Annotated in this window: 22 protein-coding genes; 2 read left to right on the top strand and 20 right to left on the bottom strand. The window is 46.0% G+C overall.

Annotated features, from left to right (window positions below; all coding sequences use genetic code 11):
* Positions 1-121: 121 nt before the first annotated feature.
* Both RJ41_RS16300 and RJ41_RS16305 read right to left on the bottom strand, forming a co-directional pair.
* Positions 122-1,759: a SulP family inorganic anion transporter gene (locus RJ41_RS16300; protein WP_014948665.1), complete on the bottom strand. Its 1,638-nt coding sequence runs from the start codon at positions 1,757-1,759 to the stop codon at positions 122-124.
* An 11-nt stretch (positions 1,760-1,770) separates the two neighbouring features.
* Positions 1,771-2,424, bottom strand: coding sequence for a carbonic anhydrase (locus RJ41_RS16305; RefSeq protein WP_014948664.1), 654 nt, complete (start codon positions 2,422-2,424; stop codon positions 1,771-1,773).
* Positions 2,425-2,582: 158 nt separating this feature from the next.
* Here RJ41_RS16305 and RJ41_RS16310 point away from each other — a divergent pair, with 158 nt between their 5' ends.
* Together RJ41_RS16310 and RJ41_RS16315 are read left to right on the top strand one after the other, a co-directional pair.
* Positions 2,583-3,551, top strand: a complete 969-nt coding sequence (locus tag RJ41_RS16310) for a hydrogen peroxide-inducible genes activator (RefSeq protein ID WP_014948663.1) — start codon at positions 2,583-2,585, stop codon at positions 3,549-3,551.
* Positions 3,552-3,568: 17 nt separating this feature from the next.
* Entirely contained in the window at positions 3,569-4,456 is an 888-nt protein-coding gene (locus RJ41_RS16315) for a LysR family transcriptional regulator (protein WP_039223024.1), read from the top strand.
* A 135-nt stretch (positions 4,457-4,591) separates the two neighbouring features.
* Here RJ41_RS16315 and RJ41_RS16320 read toward each other — a convergent pair whose 3' ends face one another.
* The 18 genes from RJ41_RS16320 to flhA all read right to left on the bottom strand — a co-directional run bounded on the left by RJ41_RS16320 (position 4,592) and on the right by flhA (position 25,147).
* Positions 4,592-6,613: a methyl-accepting chemotaxis protein gene (locus RJ41_RS16320; protein WP_039223026.1), complete on the bottom strand. Its 2,022-nt coding sequence runs from the start codon at positions 6,611-6,613 to the stop codon at positions 4,592-4,594.
* A gap of 488 nt (positions 6,614-7,101) precedes the next feature.
* Positions 7,102-7,386 carry a pyrimidine/purine nucleoside phosphorylase gene (gene ppnP / locus RJ41_RS16325; RefSeq protein ID WP_014948660.1) on the bottom strand — a complete coding sequence of 95 codons (285 nt, stop codon included), beginning with the start codon at positions 7,384-7,386 and terminating at the stop codon, positions 7,102-7,104.
* A 34-nt stretch (positions 7,387-7,420) separates the two neighbouring features.
* Positions 7,421-8,011 (bottom strand): DUF938 domain-containing protein, encoded by a 591-nt coding sequence (locus tag RJ41_RS16330; RefSeq protein WP_039223029.1) that lies wholly within the window; start codon positions 8,009-8,011, stop codon positions 7,421-7,423.
* Positions 8,012-8,034: 23 nt separating this feature from the next.
* On the bottom strand, positions 8,035-10,659 hold the full coding sequence (gene metH, locus RJ41_RS16335; RefSeq protein WP_039223030.1) for a methionine synthase: 2,625 nt from the start codon (positions 10,657-10,659) through the stop codon (positions 8,035-8,037).
* 9 nt (positions 10,660-10,668) lie between these two features.
* The gene (locus RJ41_RS16340; protein ID WP_039223031.1) at positions 10,669-11,736 is read right to left on the bottom strand and encodes a homocysteine S-methyltransferase family protein; all 1,068 of its coding nucleotides are present in this window, start codon (positions 11,734-11,736) and stop codon (positions 10,669-10,671) included.
* Positions 11,737-11,739: 3 nt separating this feature from the next.
* Positions 11,740-12,678: a homoserine O-acetyltransferase MetA gene (gene metA, locus RJ41_RS16345; RefSeq protein ID WP_039223033.1), complete on the bottom strand. Its 939-nt coding sequence runs from the start codon at positions 12,676-12,678 to the stop codon at positions 11,740-11,742.
* A gap of 110 nt (positions 12,679-12,788) precedes the next feature.
* Positions 12,789-13,223, bottom strand: a complete 435-nt coding sequence (locus RJ41_RS16350; protein ID WP_039223035.1) for a DUF2802 domain-containing protein — start codon at positions 13,221-13,223, stop codon at positions 12,789-12,791.
* Positions 13,224-13,282: 59 nt separating this feature from the next.
* Complete coding sequence (locus RJ41_RS16355; protein WP_039223036.1) at positions 13,283-13,774, bottom strand: chemotaxis protein CheW; 492 nt, start codon at positions 13,772-13,774, stop codon at positions 13,283-13,285.
* A gap of 17 nt (positions 13,775-13,791) precedes the next feature.
* Entirely contained in the window at positions 13,792-14,598 is an 807-nt protein-coding gene (locus tag RJ41_RS16360; protein ID WP_039223038.1) for a chemotaxis protein CheW, read from the bottom strand.
* 7 nt (positions 14,599-14,605) lie between these two features.
* The gene (locus tag RJ41_RS16365; protein WP_039223040.1) at positions 14,606-15,370 is read right to left on the bottom strand and encodes a ParA family protein; all 765 of its coding nucleotides are present in this window, start codon (positions 15,368-15,370) and stop codon (positions 14,606-14,608) included.
* A gap of 28 nt (positions 15,371-15,398) precedes the next feature.
* Entirely contained in the window at positions 15,399-16,529 is a 1,131-nt protein-coding gene (locus tag RJ41_RS16370) for a protein-glutamate methylesterase/protein-glutamine glutaminase (RefSeq protein ID WP_039223042.1), read from the bottom strand.
* A gap of 28 nt (positions 16,530-16,557) precedes the next feature.
* Complete coding sequence (locus RJ41_RS16375) at positions 16,558-18,786, bottom strand: chemotaxis protein CheA (protein WP_039223044.1); 2,229 nt, start codon at positions 18,784-18,786, stop codon at positions 16,558-16,560.
* 12 nt (positions 18,787-18,798) lie between these two features.
* Positions 18,799-19,554 (bottom strand): protein phosphatase CheZ, encoded by a 756-nt coding sequence (locus tag RJ41_RS16380; RefSeq protein WP_039223046.1) that lies wholly within the window; start codon positions 19,552-19,554, stop codon positions 18,799-18,801.
* Between the two features lie 34 nt (positions 19,555-19,588).
* Positions 19,589-19,972: a chemotaxis response regulator CheY gene (gene cheY, locus RJ41_RS16385; RefSeq protein ID WP_025254383.1), complete on the bottom strand. Its 384-nt coding sequence runs from the start codon at positions 19,970-19,972 to the stop codon at positions 19,589-19,591.
* A 36-nt stretch (positions 19,973-20,008) separates the two neighbouring features.
* Complete coding sequence (locus RJ41_RS16390; protein WP_039223050.1) at positions 20,009-20,740, bottom strand: RNA polymerase sigma factor FliA; 732 nt, start codon at positions 20,738-20,740, stop codon at positions 20,009-20,011.
* Positions 20,737-21,603 carry a MinD/ParA family protein gene (locus RJ41_RS16395; protein WP_039223052.1) on the bottom strand — a complete coding sequence of 289 codons (867 nt, stop codon included), beginning with the start codon at positions 21,601-21,603 and terminating at the stop codon, positions 20,737-20,739. Before RJ41_RS16395 ends, RJ41_RS16390 begins: the two co-directional genes overlap by 4 nt.
* Positions 21,604-21,608: 5 nt before the next feature.
* Positions 21,609-23,018 carry a flagellar biosynthesis GTPase FlhF gene (flhF, locus tag RJ41_RS16400; protein ID WP_039223053.1) on the bottom strand — a complete coding sequence of 470 codons (1,410 nt, stop codon included), beginning with the start codon at positions 23,016-23,018 and terminating at the stop codon, positions 21,609-21,611.
* 29 nt (positions 23,019-23,047) lie between these two features.
* A complete protein-coding gene (gene flhA / locus RJ41_RS16405) occupies positions 23,048-25,147 on the bottom strand; it encodes a flagellar biosynthesis protein FlhA (RefSeq protein ID WP_039223055.1) in 2,100 nt (699 codons plus the stop codon).
* Positions 25,148-25,224: the final 77 nt, after the last annotated feature.

The raw sequence follows: 25,224 nt of genomic DNA on the forward strand, positions 1-25,224 counted from the left end.
AACACGCATCAGCTATAAACGGCCCCAGAAATTTAGCAAAGAAATCTTTGCCTAACAGACACAAAAAAGCCCTCACTAAGGAGGGCCGAAAGGGAAAGGTTTATCTTACCTTGATATTACTTTACGACTGCGTTGCGGCTTGAAAACGGGTGTTTTTGCTTTCAGTCCCGGCTACTTGCTTTTCTGCGTAAAGCAAGGCGTCGTGCAAGGTGTCAAAGTTCGGGATACCTGGGTGCGCTTCGTTTACGCCCTCAAGCACCTTATTGACCTCAGCGTTTGCACCGCAAATGACTAGCTGACGACCAGCAGCAAGTGCGTCTGAGGTTACTGTATCAACTGCCATCGCAGCAGAGACATCCATAAGTGGAACACGAGAGAAGTCTAAAATGGTGACTTTAGAACCCGGCTTCACGCGCTCACGCACGTGGTGGCCCAAATCAGCTGCCGCACCAAAGCTTAGTGGCCCGCCAAAACTAAAGATTGATACTTTGTCTTTAAGAGATTCCAGAAGCTCATTTTCTTTAGGGTCGTTTAACGACTCAGGGATTTTCTTAAGCTCTTCAATTTGCAGCTGTGCGATTTGCTTAACGTAAGCTAATGCTGCGAATACCACGCCAACACCAACTGCTGTGATCAGATCTACAAATACCGTTAGCGCAAGCACCATAATCATTAGGCCGAAGTCCCAACGTGGGCCTTTGTGAGCGCGCTTCAAGTAACTCCAGTCGATAATATCTAAGCCAACTTTAACCAAGATACCAGCAAGAACTGCGTGAGGAATTTGCGCTGCTAGCGGGCTAAGACCTAACACAATTGCTAGAAGAACTAGTGCGTGTACCATACCTGAAATATTGTACTTACCACCGCTACGGATATTCACAACAGTACGCATCGTTGCGCCTGCACCTGCGATACCGCCGATAAGACCAGCAAATGTATTACCAATACCTTGGCCGATTAGCTCTTTGTTACTATCGTGACGAGTACGCGTCATGTTATCAGCAACAAGAGATGTAAGTAGACTATCGATGGCTCCCAACACAGCTAGAATAAACGCGGCTTCAAGAATAAGCAGTGCTTTGCTTTGGTCAAATACTGGAAGGTGAAGGCTAGGTAAACCCGTCGGGATATCACCAAGAATTGGCACAGACAACGCTAAACTTACAAGCGTGCCAATGATAAGTGCAGCCAGTGCACCAGGCACATACTTGCCTAGTTGCGGTGGCCATTTGTAGGCAATAACCAAGGTACCAAGGCCTAACGCCAAGGTTGCAAAATCAATATCGGCAAGCGCGGTTGGCAAGTATGTCAATGCGCCGATTGTTCCGCCTGGAGGCTCATGGCCCAGCAAGCGGCCGATTTGGAGAATGATGATGATTGCACCGATGCCCGACATAAAGCCCGATATTACCGGGTAAGGCACCAGGCGAATGTATTGGCCAACACCAAGGACACCAAAAACAATCTGGAATATACCGGCCAATATCACGGCGGTGAATATAAGGCTGGCGTCGCCTGACAGACTTGCGAACAAGCCTGCAAGAACAACAACCATAGGCCCCGTTGGACCAGAAATCTGTGCTGGTGTACCACCGAAAAGCGCGGCAAAGAAGCCAACCGCAATAGCACCGTACAGACCCGCCATTGGGCCTAAGCCTGACGCTACACCAAGTGCAAGCGCCAGTGGTAAAGCAACGATACCGGCTGTTAAACCGCCGGTAAAATCGCCTCGTAGGTTTGAAAGGTTAATTTTTACCATAGTTATAGACCTTATTCACCGCGAGCAAGTTGTGCTTCGGCAGTAGACTCGTCCATTACATCAAATTCACCAGACTCAGTATTGTAGTAAAGCACTTCACCTGAACCAATGTTATAAACCCATCCGTGAAGTTTAACCTGACCTGTTGCAATTTTTGCAGCAACAGCAGGGTGAGTGCGAAGGTGCTGAATTTGCTGAACAACGTTCTCTTTCGTTACCGCTTCTAGGTCGTCAATAGAAAGGTCTGAATGGCCACAGCGCTCTTTAACAACTTCAGTTGCAACACGGCAATGACCTAGCCACTCTTTTACATGCGGAAGCGCACTTAAGCCTTCAGGGTTGATGGCGCCTTTCATTGCACCACAGTCAGTATGGCCACAAATAACAATGTGAGAAACGCCCAGTGCAGCAACTGCAAACTCAATAGACGCTGTCATGCCACCAGTTTGGTTGCTGTGAGGAGGTACGATGTTGCCCGCATTACGGCAGATAAATAGCTCACCCGGATCAGTTTGTGTTACTAAGTTCGGGTCGATACGTGAATCAGAGCACGTAATGAAAAGCACTTCAGGGTTCTGCCCAGTAGCTAGTTTTTGAAACGTAGCTTTTTTGTTTGGGTAAACTTCTTTCTGGAATTTGGCAACACCTGAGATAACGTGATCCATATATAACTCCCAATTTTTTAATAATTGTAATGATTATGTAATTACGCCAGTTTCACCTGATAGATTAATAGTTTAATATACTAACTCGCGATAGCTAAATACTATCACCGCTTACGTATCACTACCCATAAGCATAGTAAGAGAGAGCCATTTTCACCATGCAATTCAACGGAAAGACCCCGTCAATTAACCAAATCCGCTATTTTGTTGCAGTGGCTAAATACCTAAGCTTCAGGCAAGCAGCGGGAATACTGGGAATTAGTCAGCCTACTCTGACCAGTCAGATCAGTGCGCTAGAAAACCTCTTAGGGCTAACGCTTTTTGAACGTTCACGCACAGGAACGCTGTTATCTCCCCAAGGTAAAGCCTTGCTTGATGCAGCGGAAGAGGTGCTGCAGGCCTCTCAACGGTTCAGCGAAATTGCACGAGACTTGTCCGAGGGTGAAGTTGTAACCTACCGGTTAGGGATACCGCCAACACTAGGGCCTTATTTACTTCCCTTTGTGCTACCAGATCTGCACAAACGGAAGCCTGGCTTGCGCTTCTATGTTCGAGAAGGCGCCCCTAACGCATTGCAACACGGTCTACTGCGTGGTGAATATGACCTAATTCTTTCCCCACTTTCGGGCGAAAACTCTCAATTGATCACGCAACCACTCTTCAAAGAGCCTTTAAAATTCGTCACGCCTTCTGATCACAAATTGTCAGGAAAAGCCTATGTTAAGCCAGAAGAAATAAGCGGCGAGAAAGTGTTAACACTCGAAGACCGACATCACTTTCATCATCAAGTGCAGCGCATTTGCGATGAGATTGGGGCAGATTTACAGCGTGATTATGAGGGCACCAGCCTAGATACTTTGCGTCAAATGGTGGTAATGGGCATGGGTGTAGCCTTCCTACCCGGGCTTTATATTCATTCTGAGTTGCACAAGCCTGAAGCGTTACACGTGTGTGAGATTGCCGATATGCCTATTGAGCGTCAGCACTCATTAGCGTGGAGAAACACTGCGCCTGGACGAAAGACCTTTAGAGAAATATCAATTATCATAAAAGAGATAATTGAAACTCGCCTGTCGGACGCCGTGACTATAGTCAGTGCTGCCCCAAGCCCTCTTCAAAAACGTTAAACTGGTTGTAATTTATTATGATTGATAGACAACATTTACGAATAGTAAGAGCGATAGATGCTGAAGGCACGATGACAGAAGCGGCAAAATCCCTTTTTCTAACCCAGTCAGCGTTAAGCCACGCAATGAAAAAGTTGGAAGCCCATTTTGACGTACCGCTTTGGAAAAAAGACGGCAGAAGACTCACGCTGACTCAGGCGGGTCAGAGTGTATTGGGCTTAGCTCACCGAGTTTTACCCCAGTTTGAGCATACTGAAGCCCAATTACGCAGATTCGCCGATGGTAAACAGGGCATATTACGTATTGGGATGGAGTGCTACCCGTGTTTTGAATGGTTGCTCAAGGTAGTGGCGCCTTTTTTGAAAGCCTTTCCAGATGTTGATGTAGATGTACGCCGCGCGTTCTCTTTTGGCGGTTTACAAGCACTTCACGGGTACGATATTGATATATTGCTCACGCCAGACCCTCTTTCACTTGAAACCATTACCTACACGCCAGTGTTCGAATATGAACAAGTGTTGGTAATGGATAAGCACCACCCTCTAGCAGAGAAACCATTTGTTACACCGAAAGACTTAAGCAATGAGACCCTTATCACCTATCCCGTAGAACTCAGTCGACTGGACGTATTCACGCATTTTCTTACTCCTGCCAATTGCACAGTGAGGCAACATAAAACGATTGAAACCACAGAGATCATCTTACAAATGGTAGCAGCGGGACGTGGTGTTACTGCGCTACCTAAATGGTTAATTGATGAATCAAAAGAAAGCGATCTCCTGACTTGTCGGTCGCTAGGTGAACAAGGCGTATCAAAAACGCTGTACTTGGGTCATAGAAAAGCGCAGGACGTATTGGGGTTTGTAGATGATTTCATTGCCCTTTCGCAAACGCACAAGCCATAGGTTTTCCAAACTGTATTTCGGAAACTTATGTCAAACTAGGGAATAAAATAATTCGCTTGCCAACAATGTTGGCAAGCGACAACGCTCTAATTAAAGACTGTCGCGCATTATGCGCGGTTAACGGTATGAATGGCGCTAAATTTTAAACTGCCCCACCAATTCTTTTAAGTCACCAGAGACGGCACTTAGCTGCGTAGCTTCCACAGCTAACTCTTCTGCATGCTGACTAGTTTTATCACTTAAACCAGTGATAGCTACGAGCGACTTATTAATATCTTGCGCCACCTCCGTTTGCTGCTCGGTCGCCAGTGCTATGTGAGTACTTTGCTCGTGAACCAAACCTATAGACTGGGTAATGTCTTTAAGCGTTTCGACCACTTTCTCTGTCTTATCGACACCAGATTGAGAACGGGTTTGTCCTTCCTGCATAACACTGTTGGTCTGCTCAGACATCGCCTGCAATCGCTCTACCATTTTTCGTATATCAGTCGTCGATTCTTGTGTACGACTTGCTAATGAGCGAACTTCATCTGCAACAACGGCAAAGCCGCGCCCCTGTTCACCGGCTCTCGCCGCTTCAATGGCTGCGTTTAATGCCAGCAAATTAGTTTGTTCAGCTATGCTGTTAATGACATCGACTACAGCACCGATGCTATCTGACTCTTTGCTCAATCCGCCTACAACTTCAACCCCCTGACTGATGGCGTCAGCCAGCGCGCGAATTTCCCTCATGGCATCTTGCACTTGCTCACTGCCGGCTTGTACCAATTCATCTGCTTTAGTCGCAGCGTCACTGGACTGTGCCGCATTTTTTGAAATTTCAACGACGGTAGCAGCCATCTGCGTCACTGCCGTAGACACATTGTCCACCTGACTACGCTCTTGGTTAATTTCCTTGCTAGTGGCGTGACTCACATCTCGAAGGTGATCCGCTGCATCAGAAACAGCCTTGGTGTTAGCGGCAGTATCTTTAAGTAGCGATCTTAGTTTATCGGTAAAAGTATTAAACTCTATAGCAAGCGCACCGATTTCGTCGTTACTCTTAACTTCCAGACGCTTGGTTAAGTCGCCGTCGCCATGCGCTATTTCCGCCATAGCGTTGCGCATTTCGACCAAAGGCTGAGTGACTTTAGCACTCGCAAAATAAGTAATAAGCGCTATTAATCCAATAATCACAAAGGCGACGATAATTGCCGTAGTAATTGCATTATTTATAGGGCTATCAATGATGCTTGCAGGGATAAGAATACCCAGCGACCAGTTCATTTGTGGGTTAGTTAACTGAGCGTGCTCAAAAACCGCAACATAGTCTTCCCCCTTCCAGGTTACGTGCACAATACCAGATTCATTAGCCGCTATATTACTTGCCAACTTACCAAATCCTTCGGTGCTATCAAACACGCTGTCAAAGTTGCGAATAGAGGAGCTTAGTGGCAACGCTTTGCTTTGTTTTGGAAAGTAAACAATGTTTTGGTTTTCATCGAGTAAAAACGCCGTGCCTTGTTCTTCATAACGAATGGCATCTATGACCTTACCCACTGTGCTAATAAGAATATCGACCCCGCCAACGCCCAGTAACGCTCCATTTTTGTATATCGGGGTTTGTACTACTGCAGATACGCTTCCATCTTGGGAATCGACAGCAGGAGGCGTTACATATAGCTTTCCTTTTTCAACGGCAGTAGTAAACCACGGACGCTTAGTTGCAAAGTAACCGGCGTTAGGATTGCCAGCATCAGGACCCGAAGTGTCGACGCCGACTCGGCCCTCTTCATAGAAGTATTCACCCGTCTTAGCTGAACCAAAGAACGCAGATTTAATGATGGGATCTTGGCTGCTGATGCCCTCAAAAGTGGCATAAATATCTTTGGATTGAGCCAGTTGGCTTTCGGGCGCCCCTCGCGTGTTATGGCGCGTAAAAAAATCTTGTAGAAAAGGACTACTTAGGAACGCTCTAGCGACGCCGCCATAGGTTGCAAAGAAGCCTTCAACGTCATTAGCCTCACGTGCAACTAAGGATTTAAGCTCTTTTTCTACGCGACTGCGGGTGTTATCAGCAACGGTATTGACTAAGAAAAACGCCGTAATGAGTAACATCAAAGCTATGCTACCGCCAACGATAAGCATGAACTTTTTTTGGAGTGATATGGATTTCATTTGTACTTCTCATTGTTTACTAAACGCCACAACGTGTGAAAAGTGTATTCCAGCACTAGGGCCTGTTGACCTTTGTTGTACATTTTTGCAGCGGTCTTTGTGCCATCTAGACAAGGCGGATGTTTGACGGTTTAGTGGTTCTAAGTCGAAAACATTTAACGCAGTATAGATGGCACAAAGGCGCTGCCCGAAGGGGTCGTTATGGAAGCCTTTTACTCTTTGTCACAGCCCTTTAACTTAGCCCAATAGGCTTGCAGGACTGTTTCGCGATTAAAAGGCTTCCATTTAGTACAAAATTCGTACATCAAAGGTCAACAGGCCCTGATAATTCGCACACATTTCAGGTTTAGTTTTATTAGTATAAAAGCGCAAGTGAGCCGAGCTCGCTTGCACTTCTAATACTTTGAGATATAAAGAGAAATTTTACAACCTCTGAAAGTCAATTCTACGAAAGTTTAAATACAGAGTGAATTGAACGCTTTTAAGAATTAGCTGTAAAAGCAAAGATAAGCGGTAGGCGTAGACACTTTTACGTCAAAAGAAGCATCGGCGGGTACATTAAAGCTGGTGCCTGTAGCAAAAGATTGCCATTCGTCACTTCCCGGAAGCTTCACAACTAGCTCACCTTCTACTACTTTCATTAGCTCTTTTTGAGAGGTAGAAAATGTGTATTCACCCGGAGACATCACACCCGAGGTGCAGGGGCCGTTTGCAGATTCAAACCCAATCGAGCTCACTTTATTGTCGAAATAATGGTTTACTTTAAAGCTCATAGCTACTCCTTTCATTGATGCAAGAGATGCTTTTCTAGCGTTTTTGCCAAATAAGCATATGGTTATTGGCGGGCATGTCGATTATGTCTTGCAAGCTTAACTCGCCTGCCCAAGCAGTAAGCTCATTGATATCTCGGTAGCCACCATAGCCGCGCGCTAAAAGCGATGTATGGAAGGCTTGATTACTTTCAGAAGTAAACTTACCGCTGTGTGTAAAAGGGCCATACTGACAGAATATGCCCCCTTGGGGTAAGTGCAACGCTACCAATTCCATTAGTAGCTTCGCCTCTTCTTTCTGCATGATATGTGCGGTGTTTGCCGTAAAAATGCTGTCTACGTCAAGACTGGGAAAGTCATCTTGCCCAACGGTAAATGCTATGGGAGGTTTTATATTCTCCGCATTTGAATCACTCAACCACGCGGCAATGCCTTCGTGATAGTGTGGTTGGTCGCTTGTGTGCCAAATAAGATGGGGTAAGTGTTCAGCCAAAAATACGGCGTGCTGACCTGTTCCGCTTCCTATTTCCAATACTTGTCGGCAGTTAGCAAATGTACGTTCAAGCACACTCAAAATAGCGCGCTTGTTGTTCTCACAGGCCTGACTAAAAGGCTTTTCGATTTGCATATACCTTCCCTGCCTTACCAGCATTAATCACTTAGGTTAGGACCCAACCACTTTTCAGCTTCTTCTAAGGTCCAGCCTTTTCGTGTGGCGTAATCTTCTACTTGGTCGGCTTGAATTTTGGCAACCGCAAAGTATTTGGCATCAGGGTGTGCAAAATACCAACCCGATACCGACGCGCCCGGCCACATGGCGTAACTTTCCGTGAGCTTCATACCTGTGTGCTGCTCTGCTGACAATAAATCCCAAATAAGCTGCTTTTCGGTGTGTTCTGGACACGCAGCGTAGCCTGGTGCCGGTCTAATGCCCTGATATTTTTCGCGGATAAGTTCTTCGTTACTTAGTGATTCGTTAGCGGCGTAGCCCCAATAGTGCTTACGCACCTGCTCGTGAAGATATTCCGCAAACGCTTCGGCAAGTCTGTCTGCCACTGCTTTTACCATAATACCGTTGTAGTCATCGCCTGCTTGAATATAGCTATCAGCAAGCTCGTCTTCCCCTATACCACCGGTAACGGCAAAAGCGCCCACATAATCATTTATGCCACTAGATTTATCAGCAACAAAGTCTGCTAAACAATAATTAGCAAATTTGTCTTTTAGCGTTTGCTGACGCAAGTGATGGGCAACACCTTGAACTTGGTTTCTCGACTCATCAGTATAAATTTCAACATCGTCATTAACGCGGTTGGCAGGAAACAAACCGATAACGCCTTTCGCCTGAAGGCTGTTCTCTTCGATAATTTTATCTAACATGGCGTTGGCGTCGTTAAACAGTGACTGTGCCTGCTCCCCCACCACCTCATCTTCAAGTATACGGGGGTACTTGCCCGCTAACGACCAGGTTAAGAAGAAAGGTGTCCAGTCGATGTAGTTACGCAGGGTAGCTAAATCTGCGGTTACCGGTGTTACACCTAGGTTCGCAGGCTTTACTGGTAAAGTCGTAAAATCTGGCTTAAAAGCGTTTTCTCTGGCCTGTTCTAACGTCACCGGCTTGCTGCGCGGCTTTTTACGGGCGTGCTGTTCACGTACCGTATCGTATTCTTTTGCCAATTCCTGCGCGTAAATCTCGCGGGACGTTTTGTTTAGAAGGCGCTGACATACGCCTACTGCTCTACTAGCATTTGGAACATAGGCTACAGGCGCATGGTAGTTTTGTTCAATTTTTACCGCAGTGTGCGCTTTAGACGTAGTCGCCCCGCCAATAAGCAGCGGGATATCAAAGCCCTGACGCTCCATTTCTTTGGCAACGTGAACCATTTCATCTAGTGAAGGTGTAATAAGGCCCGACAGGCCTATCATATCAACGTTTTCATCTTTAGCGGTTTGTAAGATTGTCGCCGCTGGCACCATTACGCCAAGATCAATCACTTCAAAGTTATTGCACTGAAGTACCACGCCTACGATATTTTTACCGATATCGTGAACGTCACCTTTTACCGTAGCGAGAAGAATTTTACCGTTGCTTTTCGCATCGTCTGACTTTTCTTGTTCAATAAAAGGCTGTAAATGGGCAACCGCTTTTTTCATTACGCGGGCCGACTTTACCACCTGCGGAAGGAACATCTTACCTTCACCGAATAAATCCCCTACTACGTTCATGCCATCCATTAATGGCCCTTCGATAACGTGTAACGGACGCTCAGCTTGCTGACGCGCTTCTTCGGTATCTTCAATGATGTAATCGGTAATGCCTTTAACAAGCGCATGCTCTAAGCGCTTATTCACTTCTTGCTCGCGCCAGGATAAATCTTCCTTCGCGGCCGCTTTACCGTCGCCTTGATAGTTCGGTGCAATATCGAGTAAGCGTTCAGTAGCATCACTTCTGCGGTTTAAAATCACATCTTCAACCGCATCGCGCAATTCAGCGGGTATTTCGTCGTATACTTCTAGCTGGCCTGCATTCACAATAGCCATATCCATACCGGCTCGAATAGCGTGATATAGGAATACCGAGTGCATAGCTTCGCGAACCGGGTTGTTCCCTCTGAACGAGAACGAAATATTAGAAAGGCCGCCGGAAATATGTGAGTACGGACAGGTTTTACGTATCTCGCGGGTAGCTTCAATAAAATCAACCGCGTAGTTATCGTGCTCCTCAATACCCGTCGCTACTGCAAAAATATTGGGGTCAAAAATAATATCTTCAGGTGGAAAGCCGATTTCTTCTGTCAGCAGCTTGTAGCTACGCTGACAAATCTCAACTTTGCGCTCTTCTGTATCGGCCTGGCCGGTCTCGTCAAACGCCATAACTACGGTTGCAGCACCATAGCGCTTTATTAACTTAGCTTGGTTTAAGAAGATCTCTTCCCCTTCTTTTAAGCTGATAGAGTTAACAATCGCTTTGCCCTGCACACACTTAAGCCCAGCTTCGATGATCTCCCATTTAGACGAGTCGATCATAATGGGAACTCGGCTAATATCTGGCTCAGAGGCAATCAGGTTTAAAAAGGTGATCATGGCCTGCTTTGAATCAAGCATGGCCTCGTCCATATTGATATCAATGATTTGAGCACCGTTTTCTACCTGCTGTCTTGCGACATCAAGTGCGGTTTCATAATCACCTTCAAGAATAAGACGTTTAAAGCGAGCAGAGCCTGTAACGTTGGTGCGCTCACCGATATTAATAAATGTAGAAAATTCTGCGCTCATTATGCCCTCCTAGTGTACAAACGGCTCTAGGCCTGACAAACGCATTTTAGGTTCAAATTCGGGAAGCTGGCGTGGCGCAATACCTTTAACCGCGTTAGCAATATCGCGAATGTGCTCTGGGGTACTGCCACAACAGCCCCCTACAATGTTCACTAGCCCTGACTGCGCCCATTCTTTGATGTGCTCGGCCATTTCCGGCCCTTCCATATCGTATTCACCAAATTCGTTGGGTAAGCCAGCGTTAGGGTGTGCGGATATAAAGCACTCACTCACATTGGCTACTTCATCGACGTATTGGCGCAAAAGATCCGGCCCAAGTGCGCAGTTTAAGCCGAAGGAAAACGGATTAATATGTCGCATTGAGTAGTAAAATGCTTCCGCGGTTTGCCCCGAAAGCGTACGCCCTGAAGCGTCGGTGATAGTGCCTGATACCATCACGGGCAAAGACTTACCGAGTTTTTCGAATACCGACTCTACAGCAAACGCTGCTGCCTTGGCATTTAACGTATCGAAAATAGTTTCAAGCATGATTAGGTCAACGCCGCCTTCAATGAGGGCTTCGGTAGACTCACTATAGGCCTCTACTAATTCGTCAAACGTGACATTGCGCTTACCTGGGTCATTAACATCAGGTGAAATAGACGCCGTGCGGTTTGTTGGCCCTAATACGCCGGCAACAAAACGGGGTTTATCAGGTGTTTTCGCTGTGAATTCGTCTGCTGCTTTACGCGCCAATTTAGCTGCAGCTAAATTAATATCACGGGATTGAGCCTGCATATCGTAATCGGCCATAGCGATAGTCGTAGCATTAAACGTATTCGTTTCAATAATGTCCGCACCAGCTTCAAAATAATCGCAATGGATTTGATAAATAATATCGGGCTGGGTTAGGACCAACAAATCATTGTTACCCTTAACATCGCAGTGCCAGTCGGCAAACTGCGTTCCGCGATAATCTTCTTCTTCTAACTTGTGGCGCTGGATCATGGTGCCCATGGCACCGTCTAAAATAAGAATGCGTTTTTGAGCGGCTTCTGTAAGCGATGCCTGCGCGCTAGAAATTGGTCTTTGGCTCACGTGCTACCTCTTTGGCTGTGACTTTTCAGCAAGCTGACTTAAATCGTAAGGCGTGGTCTGATAGACATAATAATTCAGCCAGTTCGTAAACAATAGGCTGCCGTGCGAGCGCCACTGTACTATAGGAGACTTGGCTGGATCATCCCCTTCAAAATAGTTTTTCGGCATTGCCGGCGTTTGTCCCGCCGCAATATCGCGTAAATATTCGTCTTTGAGCGTATCTGGATCGTATTCTGGATGGCCTGTTACAAACACCATTCGCTTGTCTTCTGACGCCACAATATACGCACCCACATCGTCAGATTCTGCCACAACACTGAGCCCATCAACACTGTTATATAGCGAGGTATTGATGTGCCCATATCGAGAGTGCGGAGCGTAAAACGTGGGGTCAAAACCTCTCAATAGTTCATTGTGAGGATCGTTCACTTTATGCTTAAAAACACCGGAAAATTTTTCGTTTCTGATCTCTCGGGTTATACCATAGAAGTGATACATAGCCGCATGGGCAGCCCAACATAAATACAGAGTAGAGTTAACGTGTCGCTGCGCCCATTCCAGTATGGTGGTCATAGTGTCCCAGTACTTCACCTCTTCATAATCGATAAGCGCAAGAGGCGCACCGGTTACTATAAGCCCATCGTATTTTTTGTTCGCGACCGCTGAAAAGTCGTGATAGAAGGCATCCATGTGTGACTGTGGAGTATTTTTGGGTGCTTGATTATCAATTCTAATCAAGTCTACGTTTATTTGTAGCGGCGTATTCGATAACAGGCGAAGTAACTGTACTTCTGTTTCTATCTTGTTCGGCATTAAATTAAGAATGCCGACTTCAAGAGGACGAATATCCTGATTGGCAGCCCTGTCCATGTCCATGGTAAAAATGTTTTCACCTAGTAGTACATTCTGCGCGGGTAACTGCTCAGGAATACGAATTGGCATAGAGGACTCCAGTGATAAATTCCAATATCTGTATTGTGTCTATAACTGGCGATATGTCAACATCTTTACGTCTAGACGTCTAAACGTTTTTTCATCTGGTGGGAAAAATGTTAGCTATTTTGCTTATGCACCATCACTAACATTTCAGCTTCAGCACGAGGAATGTCACAGGCTTCAATAATTTCGTCAATACTGGCGCCTTGCTTAACTAAGTCTGCAGCACGCTGATATAAACGCAATGAAGGGTCTTGTAGCTTGAGCTCACGAAGCTGATTTTCTATATCAGTTTGCTTTTCGTCTAGCTCTTGAAGATGGCGGGTGATGACCAATGCGCGTGCTTGTGCCTCGTTCTGTTGGTTGTTCGCATTTTTAGCGAGCGCTTCAGCACGGGCAATAGCCTCTGCGTTAGCATGTTCGCTTTCGCTTAATGCAGAACGCAACTTGTTTATGTGCGAATACAGCACACCCATCGTGGCGACGAGTATAACTACGAGAATACACAGTATGAGTTCTAGTAAGGTAGGTGCAGCAAGCTGCCAATCCATGGACGTAACCCTTGGGAAAGTGTTGGCGGTATAGACAACCGATACCGCCTATTCATTATCTATATATTACTAAGCTCATCCCACTCTTCGTCGCTTAGCAATTTATTGAGGTCGACTAGGATAAGCAGTTCGCCATCGCGGTTGCTAACGCCTTGAATAAACTTGGCACTTTCTTCAGTACCAACGTTAGGCGCACTATCAATTTCTGAAGATTTCAGATACACCACTTCGGCTACACTATCCACCAAAATACCGACAACCTGTTCGTCGGACTCAATGATCACTATACGTGTATTGTCCGTGATTTCCGTCGGAGGTAGTCCAAAACGAGCACGGGTATCGATGACAGTCACCACGTTGCCACGCAAATTTATAATACCAAGCACATAGTCTGGTGCACCGGGTACAGGGGCTATTTCGGTATAACGCAAGACTTCTTGTACTTGCATTACGTTAATACCGTAAGTTTCTTCACCTAAGCGATACGTCACCCATTGAAGGACTTCGTCGTTGCTGTCGGTAGCATTATTATTCATTCTTTCGTCGCTCATGAACCTGGCTCCCAATACTATGGCGTCTGGTCGTTACTGCCTAAGCCTTTGTTAAGCATAGATATTAATTCTTCAACGTCAATTAACGCGCACATTTTTTCTTTAACCATCCCTGCTAACCAGGGACGCTTACCTGTGGACTCGCGCCATTTAACATCATCGGTAGTCAAATTGACTGTATTTACAAGCTTTTCGCTTGCTAATCCCCACGCACTCTCTCCTAACATTATAAGATATCGGTAGTTAAGTGATTGTGCGAGGTTTTCGTCATATTTTTCCGGCATTACCCATTTTGCAGAGTCAACAACACTTAGTTTAGACTCTCTGTGCAACATTACACCCATAAACCAGTCAGGTTTTCCAAATAAAGGGCCTATTTTTTCAATTTGGTGTATACCACCTAGCGATGTTAATGGCACCGCTAGTGTTAATCCCGCCACCTCAAAGAATAGCGCCTGAAAGCGAAAGCCGAGAGTATCCTTTAGTGGAACTTTTGATATTGGACTTCGACCTAATACCTCGTCTTGTTCTTGCGCTGCTGAAGTTTCAGCGTAAAACTGTTGCTGTTTACCATCAACCGTCTCGACTTTTTGCGTTTCAATTAACGATGTAACCTTTTCCGCTATCGCCTCCTGCTCACTCGTTGGAGGCTCACTTTTTTCAACGGTTGAAACAAGCGCTGATTCAGCCATCTGCTGAGAAGCCTGCTCAAGCAATTTTGCCGTGCGCGCAGTCACATCTTCAGGTGTTTCTGGCTCTTTAAGAAGGCTATCTAAGTATGCCTCCATTACTTCTTCACGGGCAAATGGCGATTGCTTGCTCATGCTTTTGTTATTTCTCCAATACGGCTAACAGTTTCTTGTAGGCATTTACACCTCTCGTCTTTGGATACGCAGCAGAGATCGGAAGCTGTACCAAACTTGCATCTCTAAAGTGCGTATCAACCGGAATCACACCTTCCCAGACGCGCTCCCCGTAATCGCTCATTAATCGTTTTCTTGACGCCAACGCGGCGTTTGTACGCTTATCAAACATAGTTGGAATAATCAGGGTGTCAAAGGACTTATTTAACGAACGCCCCATGATTTCCATAGTACGGATCATCCTATCCAAACCTTTAAGTGCTAAATACTCTGTCTGAGTCGGCACAATCACTTTATCGCATGCCGCTAGTGCATTTACCATCAGCACCCCTAAAACCGGAGGACAGTCGATAATAGCAACGTCGAATTCACCGGATATTGTAGCGAGTGCTTTTTTCAACACTAAGCCCATACCCTGTTCGCTTCCCATGGTTCTGTCTAGCGTCGCTAGAGCCATAGTCGCTGGTAGCACATACAAATTATCAAGCTTTGTAGGGCAAAGACAATCCATTACGTTATCGGCAGAAATCTCATTAGACTTAATAAAAATGTCGTAAACTGAATGACTTGTCGCCTCAGCATCAATACCAAAGTAATAGCTCAGCGATGCGTGTGGATCAGTATCAATCATAAGCACTCGCTTGCCCTTTTGAGCCAGCAAGCCGCCAAGGCTGACGGTTGTAGTGGTCTTACCTACCCCGCCTTTTTGATTTGCTACCGTCCACACTTTCATAATTGCTGTTCCATTACTATTCAAACTGCTATCGCATTTCGGTTTGAACGCAACTGCTCATATCATCGATACTAATATTCTTACTCGATATGTTGGCCGCGGCGACAGCTTGAGGCATACCGTAAACTACACAGGAGTCTTGGTCTTGCGCCCAAATAGTCGCACCTTTATCTTTAAGTAGTCGACAGCCTTCCCTACCGTCAGCACCCATACCCGTTAGTATGACTCCTAATACATCTCCACCATAGGCTCTAGCTAACGAGCTAAACGTAAGGTCTACACTTGGCTTGTAGTTCACTTTATCTGCCTGGCTTGCATCTACAATCGATATCCGCTTGTTGCTTCCGATAGACTCAATAAGCATTTGCTTGCCCCCGGGTGCGAGGTAAGCATGTCCAGGCTTCAAAATATCGCCTTGCTCAGCTTCCTTTACAGCAATCTTGCAATTACTGTCTAAGCGCTGTGCAAATGCGGTAGTGAAGGTTCCCGGCATGTGTTGTACAAGTAAAATGGGGTACGGGAAGTCTCCGGGTAGCGGAGAAAGCACTTTTTGAAGTGCTACAGGCCCACCTGTTGATGCCCCTATTGCCAAACATTTATACTGCTTCCCTGTTGGTCTTACAGACGAAACGGTAGGCTGCTTGGCCGCGTCTTTATGACCAGAAAGTAAACCCGACGTTTTGAAAAACGCTTGTTTAGGCGCGTTATCAGGAAGTTTTCTGGACTCAATATTGCGAAAGGATGGGCGCTTCAAACCCAGTCCTCTTCGCGCTATCAACCTGACTTTAGTACAAAGTAGCCGCGAAGCATCTTTTCTGTCTTGAGCGATGTCTTCGAATTTTTTGGGTAAAAAATCTAGCGCGCCCGCTTCTAACGCGTCAAGCGTCGCTTGGGCGCCGTGATGCGTTAATGAAGAGAACATTAAAATAGGCGTAGGACGTTTATCCATAATAACCTTCACAGCCGAAATACCATCCATAACTGGCATTTCAACGTCCATGGTTATTACATCGGGTTTAAGCGCCTCGGCTTTGTCGAGTGCATCACGCCCGTTTCTCGCTTCCCCGACAACTTCAAGTTCTCTATCACCATCGAGTATTTCTCTTACTCGACGGCGATAAAAGGTCGAGTCGTCCACGACTAGGACTTTAAAGACCATGGATTATCATTCCTGTTAATTCATCGCCTTACTTGATGGGTTTACGCGCGTACCGTTTTAGCAGGCTCGGAATATCTAAAATTAGTGCAATTCCACCGTCTGACGTAATTGTAGCTCCCGCCATACCAGGCGTTCCTTGCAACAATGCATCCAACGGTTTGATAACCACTTCTTCCTGGCCTATCAGCGCGTCTACGACAAACCCGACTTGCTGTGTACCAATTTGTACTACAACAACATGCCCCTTTTCTTTATCGATATTTTTGGGGCCTCGGATTAGCCATTCGCCAAGGAAAAACAAAGGAATTGCTTTTGAACGAACTATCATTGTTAATTGGCCATCGACCGTATTGGTCTTCTTGATGTCCATATTTATTATTTCGTTCACCGCACCTAATGGTAACGCAAAGGTCTGTTTTCCTACAACAATCATTAATGTGGGTAGAATGGCTAGCGTTAGCGGAACTTTAATATCCAGTCGCGTGCCTTTTCCTAGCTGCGAATCGATATTAACCGTACCGTTAAGCTGGTTAATTTTGGTCTTAACCACGTCCATACCCACACCACGACCAGAAATATCACTAATTTCAGTTTTAGTGGAAAAGCCTGGTGCAAATATAAGATTGAACGCTTCAACATCTGACATTCGTGCTGCAGCATCCGCGTCTAGTACACCACGACTAATAGCGATCTCTTTTAGCTTCTCGGCATCCATTCCCTTACCATCATCTTCGATAGTAAGAAGAATGTGGTCGCCTTCTTGAGATGCCGATAGCTGAACCGTACCCATGCGCGGTTTACCCGCTGCAGCGCGGTCATCCGGCATCTCAATACCATGGTCGACGGAGTTTCTCACCAAATGCACTAGGGGATCGGCCAGAGCTTCAACCAAGTTTTTATCTAAATCGGTTTCTTCACCGACCAGCTCTAAGGTAATTTCTTTCTTTAAGCTTCTTGCGAGGTCTCGAACAACACGAGGGAAGCGACCAAACACCTTCTTGATAGGCTGCATGCGGGTTTTCATTACCGCACCTTGCAAGTCACCCGTTACCACATCTAAGTTGGCGATAGCTTTTGACATGCTCTCGTCGTTGCTATTGATACCTAAGCTAATGAGTCTATTTCTAACCAAAACTAGCTCACCGACCATATTCATTATTTGGTCTAGGCGCTTAGTATCTACACGTACAGTGGTCTCTGCAGGAGGTGCTGCTGGGCTCGCTTTCTTATCATCTTTTTTAGGTGCTGCTTTGGGCGCAGCAGTAGCGCTTGTTTTGGCTGGCGCTGGTGTCGCTTTAGGCGCGGCTGGCGCAGCTTGTTTTGCTTTCTGAACAGCTTCTGTTGCTGCTTTATCTACAAGAGGCTCTGGCGACGTTGTCGCCGCGCCCTGCTTAGTCGGCCCCTGGCCAGAACCATGTAACTGATCAAGTAGCGCTTCGAATTCATCGTCGGTAATTTCTTCGTCACCTGCGCTGGTTGCTGATGAAGATGGCGTTGCAGATGCTGGAGCTGGCGCAGCCGCCGCTTTTTCTTCACCGCCAAATTTACCTTTTCCGTGAAGGTCGTCTAACAGTGCTTCGAACTCTTCGTCGGTAATATCATCGCTATCAGAACTCGCCGCCGGCACTGGTGACTTAGCAGGTTCGCTTTTTGCTGGTGCTGACTGCCCTGGCGCACCAGAGCCATGAAGTTCATCGAGAAGTGCCTCAAACTCATCTTCAGTTATTTCGTCAATACCACCGCTACTGTCACCCACGTCCGTCGTTGAAGGCGCAGGCTCTTCTATAACTAACTCGGGCTCTTCAGCAACCACCTCTGGCTCGGCAGCGGGCGTACTGGCGTTCTCGAATATGTTTTCATCTGGAGATTCTGGGCGGCTTAATTTGTGTAAAACGTCCACTAGATGCGCATCTGCAGGCTCCAATGGATCGCGCGCTTTTACGCGCTCGAACATTTCAACGACCACATCCGTGGCCTGCAAAATAATATCCATTAATTCAGGTGTTAGCGTTCTTTGGCCATTGCGCATTACGTCAAAAACGTTTTCGGCACCGTGACAAATTTCAACTAACTCAGTAAGAGAAAGGAAGCCCGCTCCGCCTTTTACTGTGTGATAGCCACGGAAAATTGCATTTAATAAATCCGCGTCTTCAGGATTGTTCTCAAGATCAACGAGCTGTTCTTGTAATTGTTCAAGTATCTCTCCGGCCTCAACCAAAAAGTCCTGTAATATATCCTCGTCAACATCAAACGACATGCGCCCGCTCCCCTAAAAACCTAAGCTAGACAGAAGATCATCTACATCATCTTGACCTGAAACGACATCGTCCCGTTGATCAGCATCAATGATTGGGCCTTCCGCCTCTACACCATCAACCTTATCGGCCTTAACGCTAGATGGTTTAGTGTGTTCTGTACCGTCGCGTTCCCCAAACATGGTAAGCATGTTTACAAGACTATCTTCTACCTCTTTTACAAGGTCGATAACGCGACGAATAACCTGCCCTGTTAAGTCTTGATAGCCCTGTGCCATCAAAACTTCGGTAAGCAATTGTGTAAGTTTAGCTGACTGAGCCGAACCTTCTTCCAATAATTCGTCTAAGTCTGCGCATAAAGCCTTAAATTCACCAAGTTCGATTTGGCGATTCATAAGCTTCTTCCACTCTGGCATGACCTTTTCGATCCGCTCCGACAGCATTTCTGCTATCGGCATGCTCGCCTCAACGGCATCCATAGTAGTATTAGCAGCTTTTTCAGTTTCTTCAATTACGTAGGTAAGGCGGGACTGCGCATCAGGAATGTCATCTGTAGCTAAATTTTTGATGCGGTCGTCTATTTGAAAGTTATTCAACGCGTCGTGGAGTTGACGCGTCAATTTACCTACTTCAGCAAACAACTCAACGTTTTCTTTCATTGAGACGGCTTCAAGTAGTGCGCTAGCTGAAGTCTTATCGCCTTCTTCAAGAAAGGCGACAAGTTGTTTTGCTTCCTCTAACGATATTGGAACGTTTACATTCGTTGTCATCCAGTAAACCTCATTTATCTGGTGAGCGTCTGGATCAACCTAAACGTTCGAATATTTTATCTAATTTTTCTTTTAGTGTTGCTGCTGTGAACGGCTTTACAACGTAACCATTTACACCTGCTTGCGCCGCTGCAACGATTTGCTCTTTTTTCGCTTCCGCAGTAACCATAAGCACAGGCAAATGCTTAAGCTTATCGTCTGCTCTTATAGCGCGAAGCAAATCGATGCCCTGCATACCAGGCATATTCCAATCGGTCACAACAAAGTCGAAATCGCCCTGTTGTAACATAGGTAATGCAGTGCTTCCGTCATCCGCTTCCTGGATGTTGGCAAAACCCAAATCTTTTAGCAGGTTTTTGATGATTCGTCTCATGGTAGAAAAGTCATCGACCACGAGAATTTTCATGCTTTTGTCCAAAATAGCCTCCAGTGAGGGGTTAATTGTTATTAATCTCTATTCTTCGTCAGCTTGCCACGACTTCATTCGTGATTTGAGTTTTAACATGGCTTGACTATGAATTTGACTGACTCTCGACTCACTTACATCAAGAACTTCGCCTATTTCTCTTAAGTTTAGTTCTTCATCGTAATAAAGTGAAAGTACAATCGCTTCTCGCTCAGGTAATGTCGTAATTGCATGGGCAAGCGCTTTTTGAAAAGCACCCTGCATTAAATCTTCTAACGGTGCGTCACTGCCTCTACTTTGTTCAGTAGTAATAACATCTTCCGACACACCTAAATCTTCAATACCCACTAGCTTTCCGGCATTTACTTCATTAAGCATCTGGTGATAATCCTGCAAGCTTACGTTAAGCTTGTCAGCAATATCTGAATCTCGTGCATCGCGCCCTGTCTCGCTCTCTACTTGAGATATCGCTTCCGTTATGGCGCGGCCGTTACGGTGAACAGAACGCGGGGTCCAATCACCTTTTCGTATCTCGTCGAGCATGGCACCACGAATTCGAATTCCTGCGAAGGTTTCGAAACTTGCGCCTTTAGAGCCGTCAAAGTTTCGAGCGGCCTCTAGCAACCCAATCATGCCTGATTGAATAAGGTCATCAACAAGTACGCTGGCAGGCAGTCGCGCAATCAAATGATGCGCAATTCGCTTTACCAGAGGCGCATGTCTTTCGACTAACTGCGATTTATCTGTTTGTTGTTGATAAGCGGCTGCCTTGCTGTTCAACGCTGACTTCCTACGGCTTTTTCTGCAACTAATTGTTCAATGAAAAATTCTAAGTGGCCACCGGGCTGCGCTGGAATTGGCCACGTAAGTGCTTTACTTGCCAACTTAGTTATCGCTACTGCTGCCGGAGAACCTGGAAAGGCGTCAACAATAGCCGTTTGCTTGCGCACCGCCTTGCGAATATTCTCGTCGAAGGGCACTGTCGCCACTAATTCTAGTGCAACATCGAGAAAACGCCCTGTCACTTTGCTTAATTTGCTAAATAATTCCTGACCTTCACGCACATCGCGCACCATATTGGCTACGACTTTAAAACGAAAAACACCGTGCTCGCGGTTAAGAATTTTTATTAGTGCGTAGGCATCTGTTAAAGATGTTGGCTCATCGCATACGACGACCATAATATCTTGTGAGGCCTTTGAGAAGCTCAATACCATATCTGATATGCCTGCCGCGGTGTCGACAATAAGCACATCTATCTGAGACCGTAATTCGCTAAACGCTCTGATTAAACCAGCGTGTTGCGTTGGTGAAAGCTCTGCCATTGACTGCGTGCCTGATGTGGCAGGCGCAATCTTAATGCCGTGAGGACCGGTCACTAGCACTTCGTCCAACGTGCATTCTCCAGAGAGTACATGAGATAGATTTTTCTCAACCCTTAGCCCTAACATCACATCTACGTTGGCAAGGCCAAGGTCGGCGTCAAGAACCATTACTCGCTTACCCTGCTTCGCCATCGCGATAGCGGTGTTAAGTGTAATGTTCGTTTTACCTACGCCACCTTTACCACCAGTGACGGCGATTACTTTGATTAACCGTGATTGCTTCATTTTTCTTAAGCTACTCGCTTGATCGTCAATCATACTGCTTATGCTGTTTTAATTGCGTTGTTACCACTAGTATGATTCAAACCGTACTTTTTATAAAGCTTTGCAGCAGCGGAAACCAAAGATTTCGCTTCTGCAATCTTAATGTCTTCAGGCACTTTTTGACCATCGGTGACATAACTAACCGGAAGTTGGTATTCAACTGCTGCGCTAAGCACCTCTCCCAAAGAGTAGCACTCATCTAACTTTGTGAAAATACAGCCACTTAGTTCAATATCATCATACGCTTGAATAATTCTCTGCAAAGCAGGGTATTGCGTATTAGCTTGCGCTACCAAATATTTTTTTACTTTTGGCATTTGGCCGTTGTCGAACTGCTTAATTTGCTTAATTAATCGACTATCACGTTGACTAAAACCTGCTGTATCAATCAATACTAGTCGCTTATGGCGAAGTTGGAACAATAAATCTGCAAGTTCTTCACTAGTTTGCGCTTTTCGCACAGTACAGCCAATAATTTTTCCGTATGTCGCTAGCTGCTCATAGGCTGCAATTCTATACGTATCAATGGTTATCATAGCCACCGACTCTGCACCGTATTTCTGCGCATAGCGAGCGGCTAACTTTGCAACAGTGGTTGTTTTACCCGTACCCGTTGGCCCTACGAGTGCAACAGCACCTTGTGCGCTAAGTATATCGTTACCAGTAACATTTATGCGATTAGCCAATAGGTTAAGAAGATAAACCCATGCGTCACGTTCGTTGTAGTGGGCCGGTGTATAACTTAAAAGCTGTGTTGCTAGCGCGCTACTTAACCCCATATCAGTTAATCGCGTGACTAGGTATTGATGAACAGGTTTTTGACGCTTGTTCTTCGCTTCCATTAAGTCGGCAACTTGATACTGTAATACGTCGCGAAGTGAAGCTAACTCTTCTTTGATTTGTGCAAGTTCTGCCGACTGAGATACCGGCGTTTCGCCTATGCTTGAAGCTTGATGTTCTGGGAAAGCGTGTTGACTAACAGTATCTTCACCAAATGATTGATTTTCTATATCGTCAATAAACGCCTCTGAAAAGTCTAAGTGCGAAGCAATTTCATTGGCGTGCTTAGCGTTTGTTGTCATTGGTTGATTAGATTTCGCGGGACTCGCCACACTATTAGTTCCACTGTGTTGCTTTTCAAGCAATGCTTTTAAGCTGTCAGGGCCGTCGTCACCAATAATTTCGCTTAGGCTAGGCACTGCCTTTTGACCAGGTGTTTTAGCAGCGGTTTGCGCAGCCGCCTTAGGCGTAAAAAGCTTGGCTTCCGGCTCTTTGTCGTAGGCTGCTACAAGTTCGATGCCGTCAGCGACCTTCCGATTTGACATGATCACAGCGTCACTGCCCAATTCAGCTTTAACTTGGCTTAACGCCTCACGCATATCTTTGCCGAAGAAACGTCTAATTTTCATTGCAACCTCTCCAATCACCCAGTGTCAGATTATTGACCGACCGAACTGACTATTTTTATTTGTTTGTCGTCAGGCACTTCCTGGTATGAAAGAACATGAAGCCCAACAACAGAATACTTTAAGAAGCGAGACAGAACGGGTCGCAACATGCCAGATGTAAGGAGTACCGCAGGCTCTCCCTCTAACTCTTGCTGCTGACTGGCTTGCTGCAATGATTTCTGCAGCTTGTCTGCCAGACCTGGTTCTATGCCAGCGCCATCTTCGCCACCTGCTTGAAGTGACTGGTGCAACATCTGTTCCAACTCTGGCGCCAAGGTTATGACAGGTATCTCTTTTGCCCCTTGTGTAATCTCTTGGACAATTAGACGCTTAAGGGCAATACGCACTGCAGACACCAGTACATCTGGGTCTTGGCTACGTGTACCGTACTCACTAAGCGTTTGTACAATAGTACGCATATCGCGAATAGGCACGCCCTCAAACAATAAGGTTTGCAGCACTTTCACTACCGTACTTAACGGAAGGATGTCTGGTACTAATCCTTCCACAAGTTTCGGATGCTGCTTGGCTAGCATATCAAGAAGTTGCTGTGCCTCTTCATGGCCTAGCAATTGATAAGCATTATTAGAAAGTAATTGACTTAGATGCGTTGCCACAACCGTAGCAGCATCTACCACAGTGTATCCCAAGGTTTGCGCATGCTCGCGCTTATTCGGCTTAATCCAAACTGCATCTAAACCAAAGGCTGGGTCTTTAGTGGCTCGCCCTTCTAATTTACCGAACACCTGCCCAGGGTTGATAGCAAGCTCTTCATCATGACTAATAACAGAATCGCCAATGGTTACGCCAAGCATAGCAATCGTATAAGTATTAGGTTCAAGGTCTAAGTTATCACGGATGTGGACAGGCGGAATAAGGAACCCCAGCTCCTGCGATAGTTTCTTCCGCACACCTTTAATACGCGTCAACAACTCGCCACCTTGGGATTTATCGACCAAGGGAATTAAGCGATAGCCCACTTCCAATCCGATAGTATCTACTTGCTGAACATCATCCCAACCTAACTCTTTAACTTCAGGCGCGACCGACTCGTCTTTTACCACGTTGTCTGGCACTTTAGGCTCTGCAGCTTTTTTCTTCGCTTGAACCGACTGCCAATAAGCAAAGCCGGCAATCAGGAAGGAAAAACCCAAAAATGCGATATGAGGCATACCAGGGATAATACCCATGACAAAAAGCACGCCCGAGGCAATATAAAGCGCTTGATTATTACCTAGCTGACCACGGATCTCTTTACCCATTTCTTGAGTTTCATTCTCACGAGTCACGATAATGGCTGTTGCTACCGAAAGTAATAATGAAGGAATTTGCGCCACCAAACCATCACCAATAGTCAATATGGTGTAGATTTCAATAGCATTACCGAATGAAAGCCCGTGCTGAATCATGCCAATGAAAAGACCGCCGACAATGTTAATTAGCATGATGAAAAGGCCCGCTACCGCGTCACCTTTTACAAATTTTGAGGCACCGTCCATCGACCCGTAAAAGTCAGCCTCTGCGGTTATTTCTTCGCGGCGCTGACGCGCTTGGTCTTGGTCAATATAACCAGCATTCAAGTCGGCATCGATTGCCATCTGCTTACCAGGCATAGCATCCAACGTAAAGCGAGCACTTACTTCTGAGATACGCCCTGCACCTGCGGTTACTACTTTAAAGTTGATAATAAGAAGAATGGCGAAAACAACAATACCTACGGCATAGTTACCACCGATAACGACCGCACCAAAGGCTTCGATAACCTTACCCGCAGCATCGCCGCCCTCGTGCCCATAAAGCAAAACAACCCGCGTAGAAGCAACGTTCAGCGCAAGCCTTAATACCGTAGCGATAAGTAACACCAAGGGGAAAATGCCGAAATCTACTGGACGCTGGGTAAGTACAGCCACCAAGATAATCACTAGTGACAAAGCAATGTTGAAGCTAAACAGCACATCCAATAAGAACGGCGGCATGGGCAATATAACCATGCCCATAATTGCCAAAAGGACGATGGGTGCGCCTAAACCACTGGTAAAATTTTGCAGCTGATTTTTATCGAATCGCTGAAGATAACCGGATAACTGCATGGCTTGGTGTCTCTCTATCAGAAAATTGACGCTTTACGTGAAACTGAAGGAGAGTTTTCAACTAACGTGCCAGCTTT

The sequence above is a fragment of the Alteromonas marina genome (assembly GCF_000808575.1).
In the GTDB taxonomy this organism is placed as follows: Bacteria; Pseudomonadota; Gammaproteobacteria; order Enterobacterales; family Alteromonadaceae; genus Alteromonas; species Alteromonas marina_A.

What these genes read in the sequence shown, in the direction of transcription:
- RJ41_RS16300 (WP_014948665.1), bottom strand. Translation starts at nt 1,759, where the DNA reads ATGGTAAAAATTAACCTTTCAAACCTACGAGGCGATTTTACCGGCGGT.
- RJ41_RS16305 (WP_014948664.1), bottom strand. Translation starts at nt 2,424, where the DNA reads ATGGATCACGTTATCTCAGGTGTTGCCAAATTCCAGAAAGAAGTTTAC.
- RJ41_RS16310 (WP_014948663.1), top strand. Translation starts at nt 2,583, where the DNA reads ATGCAATTCAACGGAAAGACCCCGTCAATTAACCAAATCCGCTATTTT.
- RJ41_RS16315 (WP_039223024.1), top strand. Translation starts at nt 3,569, where the DNA reads ATGATTGATAGACAACATTTACGAATAGTAAGAGCGATAGATGCTGAA.
- RJ41_RS16320 (WP_039223026.1), bottom strand. Translation starts at nt 6,613, where the DNA reads ATGAAATCCATATCACTCCAAAAAAAGTTCATGCTTATCGTTGGCGGT.
- ppnP (WP_014948660.1), bottom strand. Translation starts at nt 7,386, where the DNA reads ATGAGCTTTAAAGTAAACCATTATTTCGACAATAAAGTGAGCTCGATT.
- RJ41_RS16330 (WP_039223029.1), bottom strand. Translation starts at nt 8,011, where the DNA reads ATGCAAATCGAAAAGCCTTTTAGTCAGGCCTGTGAGAACAACAAGCGC.
- metH (WP_039223030.1), bottom strand. Translation starts at nt 10,659, where the DNA reads ATGAGCGCAGAATTTTCTACATTTATTAATATCGGTGAGCGCACCAAC.
- metA (WP_039223033.1), bottom strand. Translation starts at nt 12,678, where the DNA reads ATGCCAATTCGTATTCCTGAGCAGTTACCCGCGCAGAATGTACTACTA.
- RJ41_RS16350 (WP_039223035.1), bottom strand. Translation starts at nt 13,223, where the DNA reads ATGGATTGGCAGCTTGCTGCACCTACCTTACTAGAACTCATACTGTGT.
- RJ41_RS16355 (WP_039223036.1), bottom strand. Translation starts at nt 13,774, where the DNA reads ATGAGCGACGAAAGAATGAATAATAATGCTACCGACAGCAACGACGAA.
- RJ41_RS16360 (WP_039223038.1), bottom strand. Translation starts at nt 14,598, where the DNA reads ATGAGCAAGCAATCGCCATTTGCCCGTGAAGAAGTAATGGAGGCATAC.
- RJ41_RS16365 (WP_039223040.1), bottom strand. Translation starts at nt 15,370, where the DNA reads ATGAAAGTGTGGACGGTAGCAAATCAAAAAGGCGGGGTAGGTAAGACC.
- RJ41_RS16370 (WP_039223042.1), bottom strand. Translation starts at nt 16,529, where the DNA reads ATGGTCTTTAAAGTCCTAGTCGTGGACGACTCGACCTTTTATCGCCGT.
- RJ41_RS16375 (WP_039223044.1), bottom strand. Translation starts at nt 18,786, where the DNA reads ATGTCGTTTGATGTTGACGAGGATATATTACAGGACTTTTTGGTTGAG.
- RJ41_RS16380 (WP_039223046.1), bottom strand. Translation starts at nt 19,554, where the DNA reads ATGACAACGAATGTAAACGTTCCAATATCGTTAGAGGAAGCAAAACAA.
- RJ41_RS16395 (WP_039223052.1), bottom strand. Translation starts at nt 21,603, where the DNA reads ATGATTGACGATCAAGCGAGTAGCTTAAGAAAAATGAAGCAATCACGG.
- flhF (WP_039223053.1), bottom strand. Translation starts at nt 23,018, where the DNA reads ATGAAAATTAGACGTTTCTTCGGCAAAGATATGCGTGAGGCGTTAAGC.
- flhA (WP_039223055.1), bottom strand. Translation starts at nt 25,147, where the DNA reads ATGCAGTTATCCGGTTATCTTCAGCGATTCGATAAAAATCAGCTGCAA.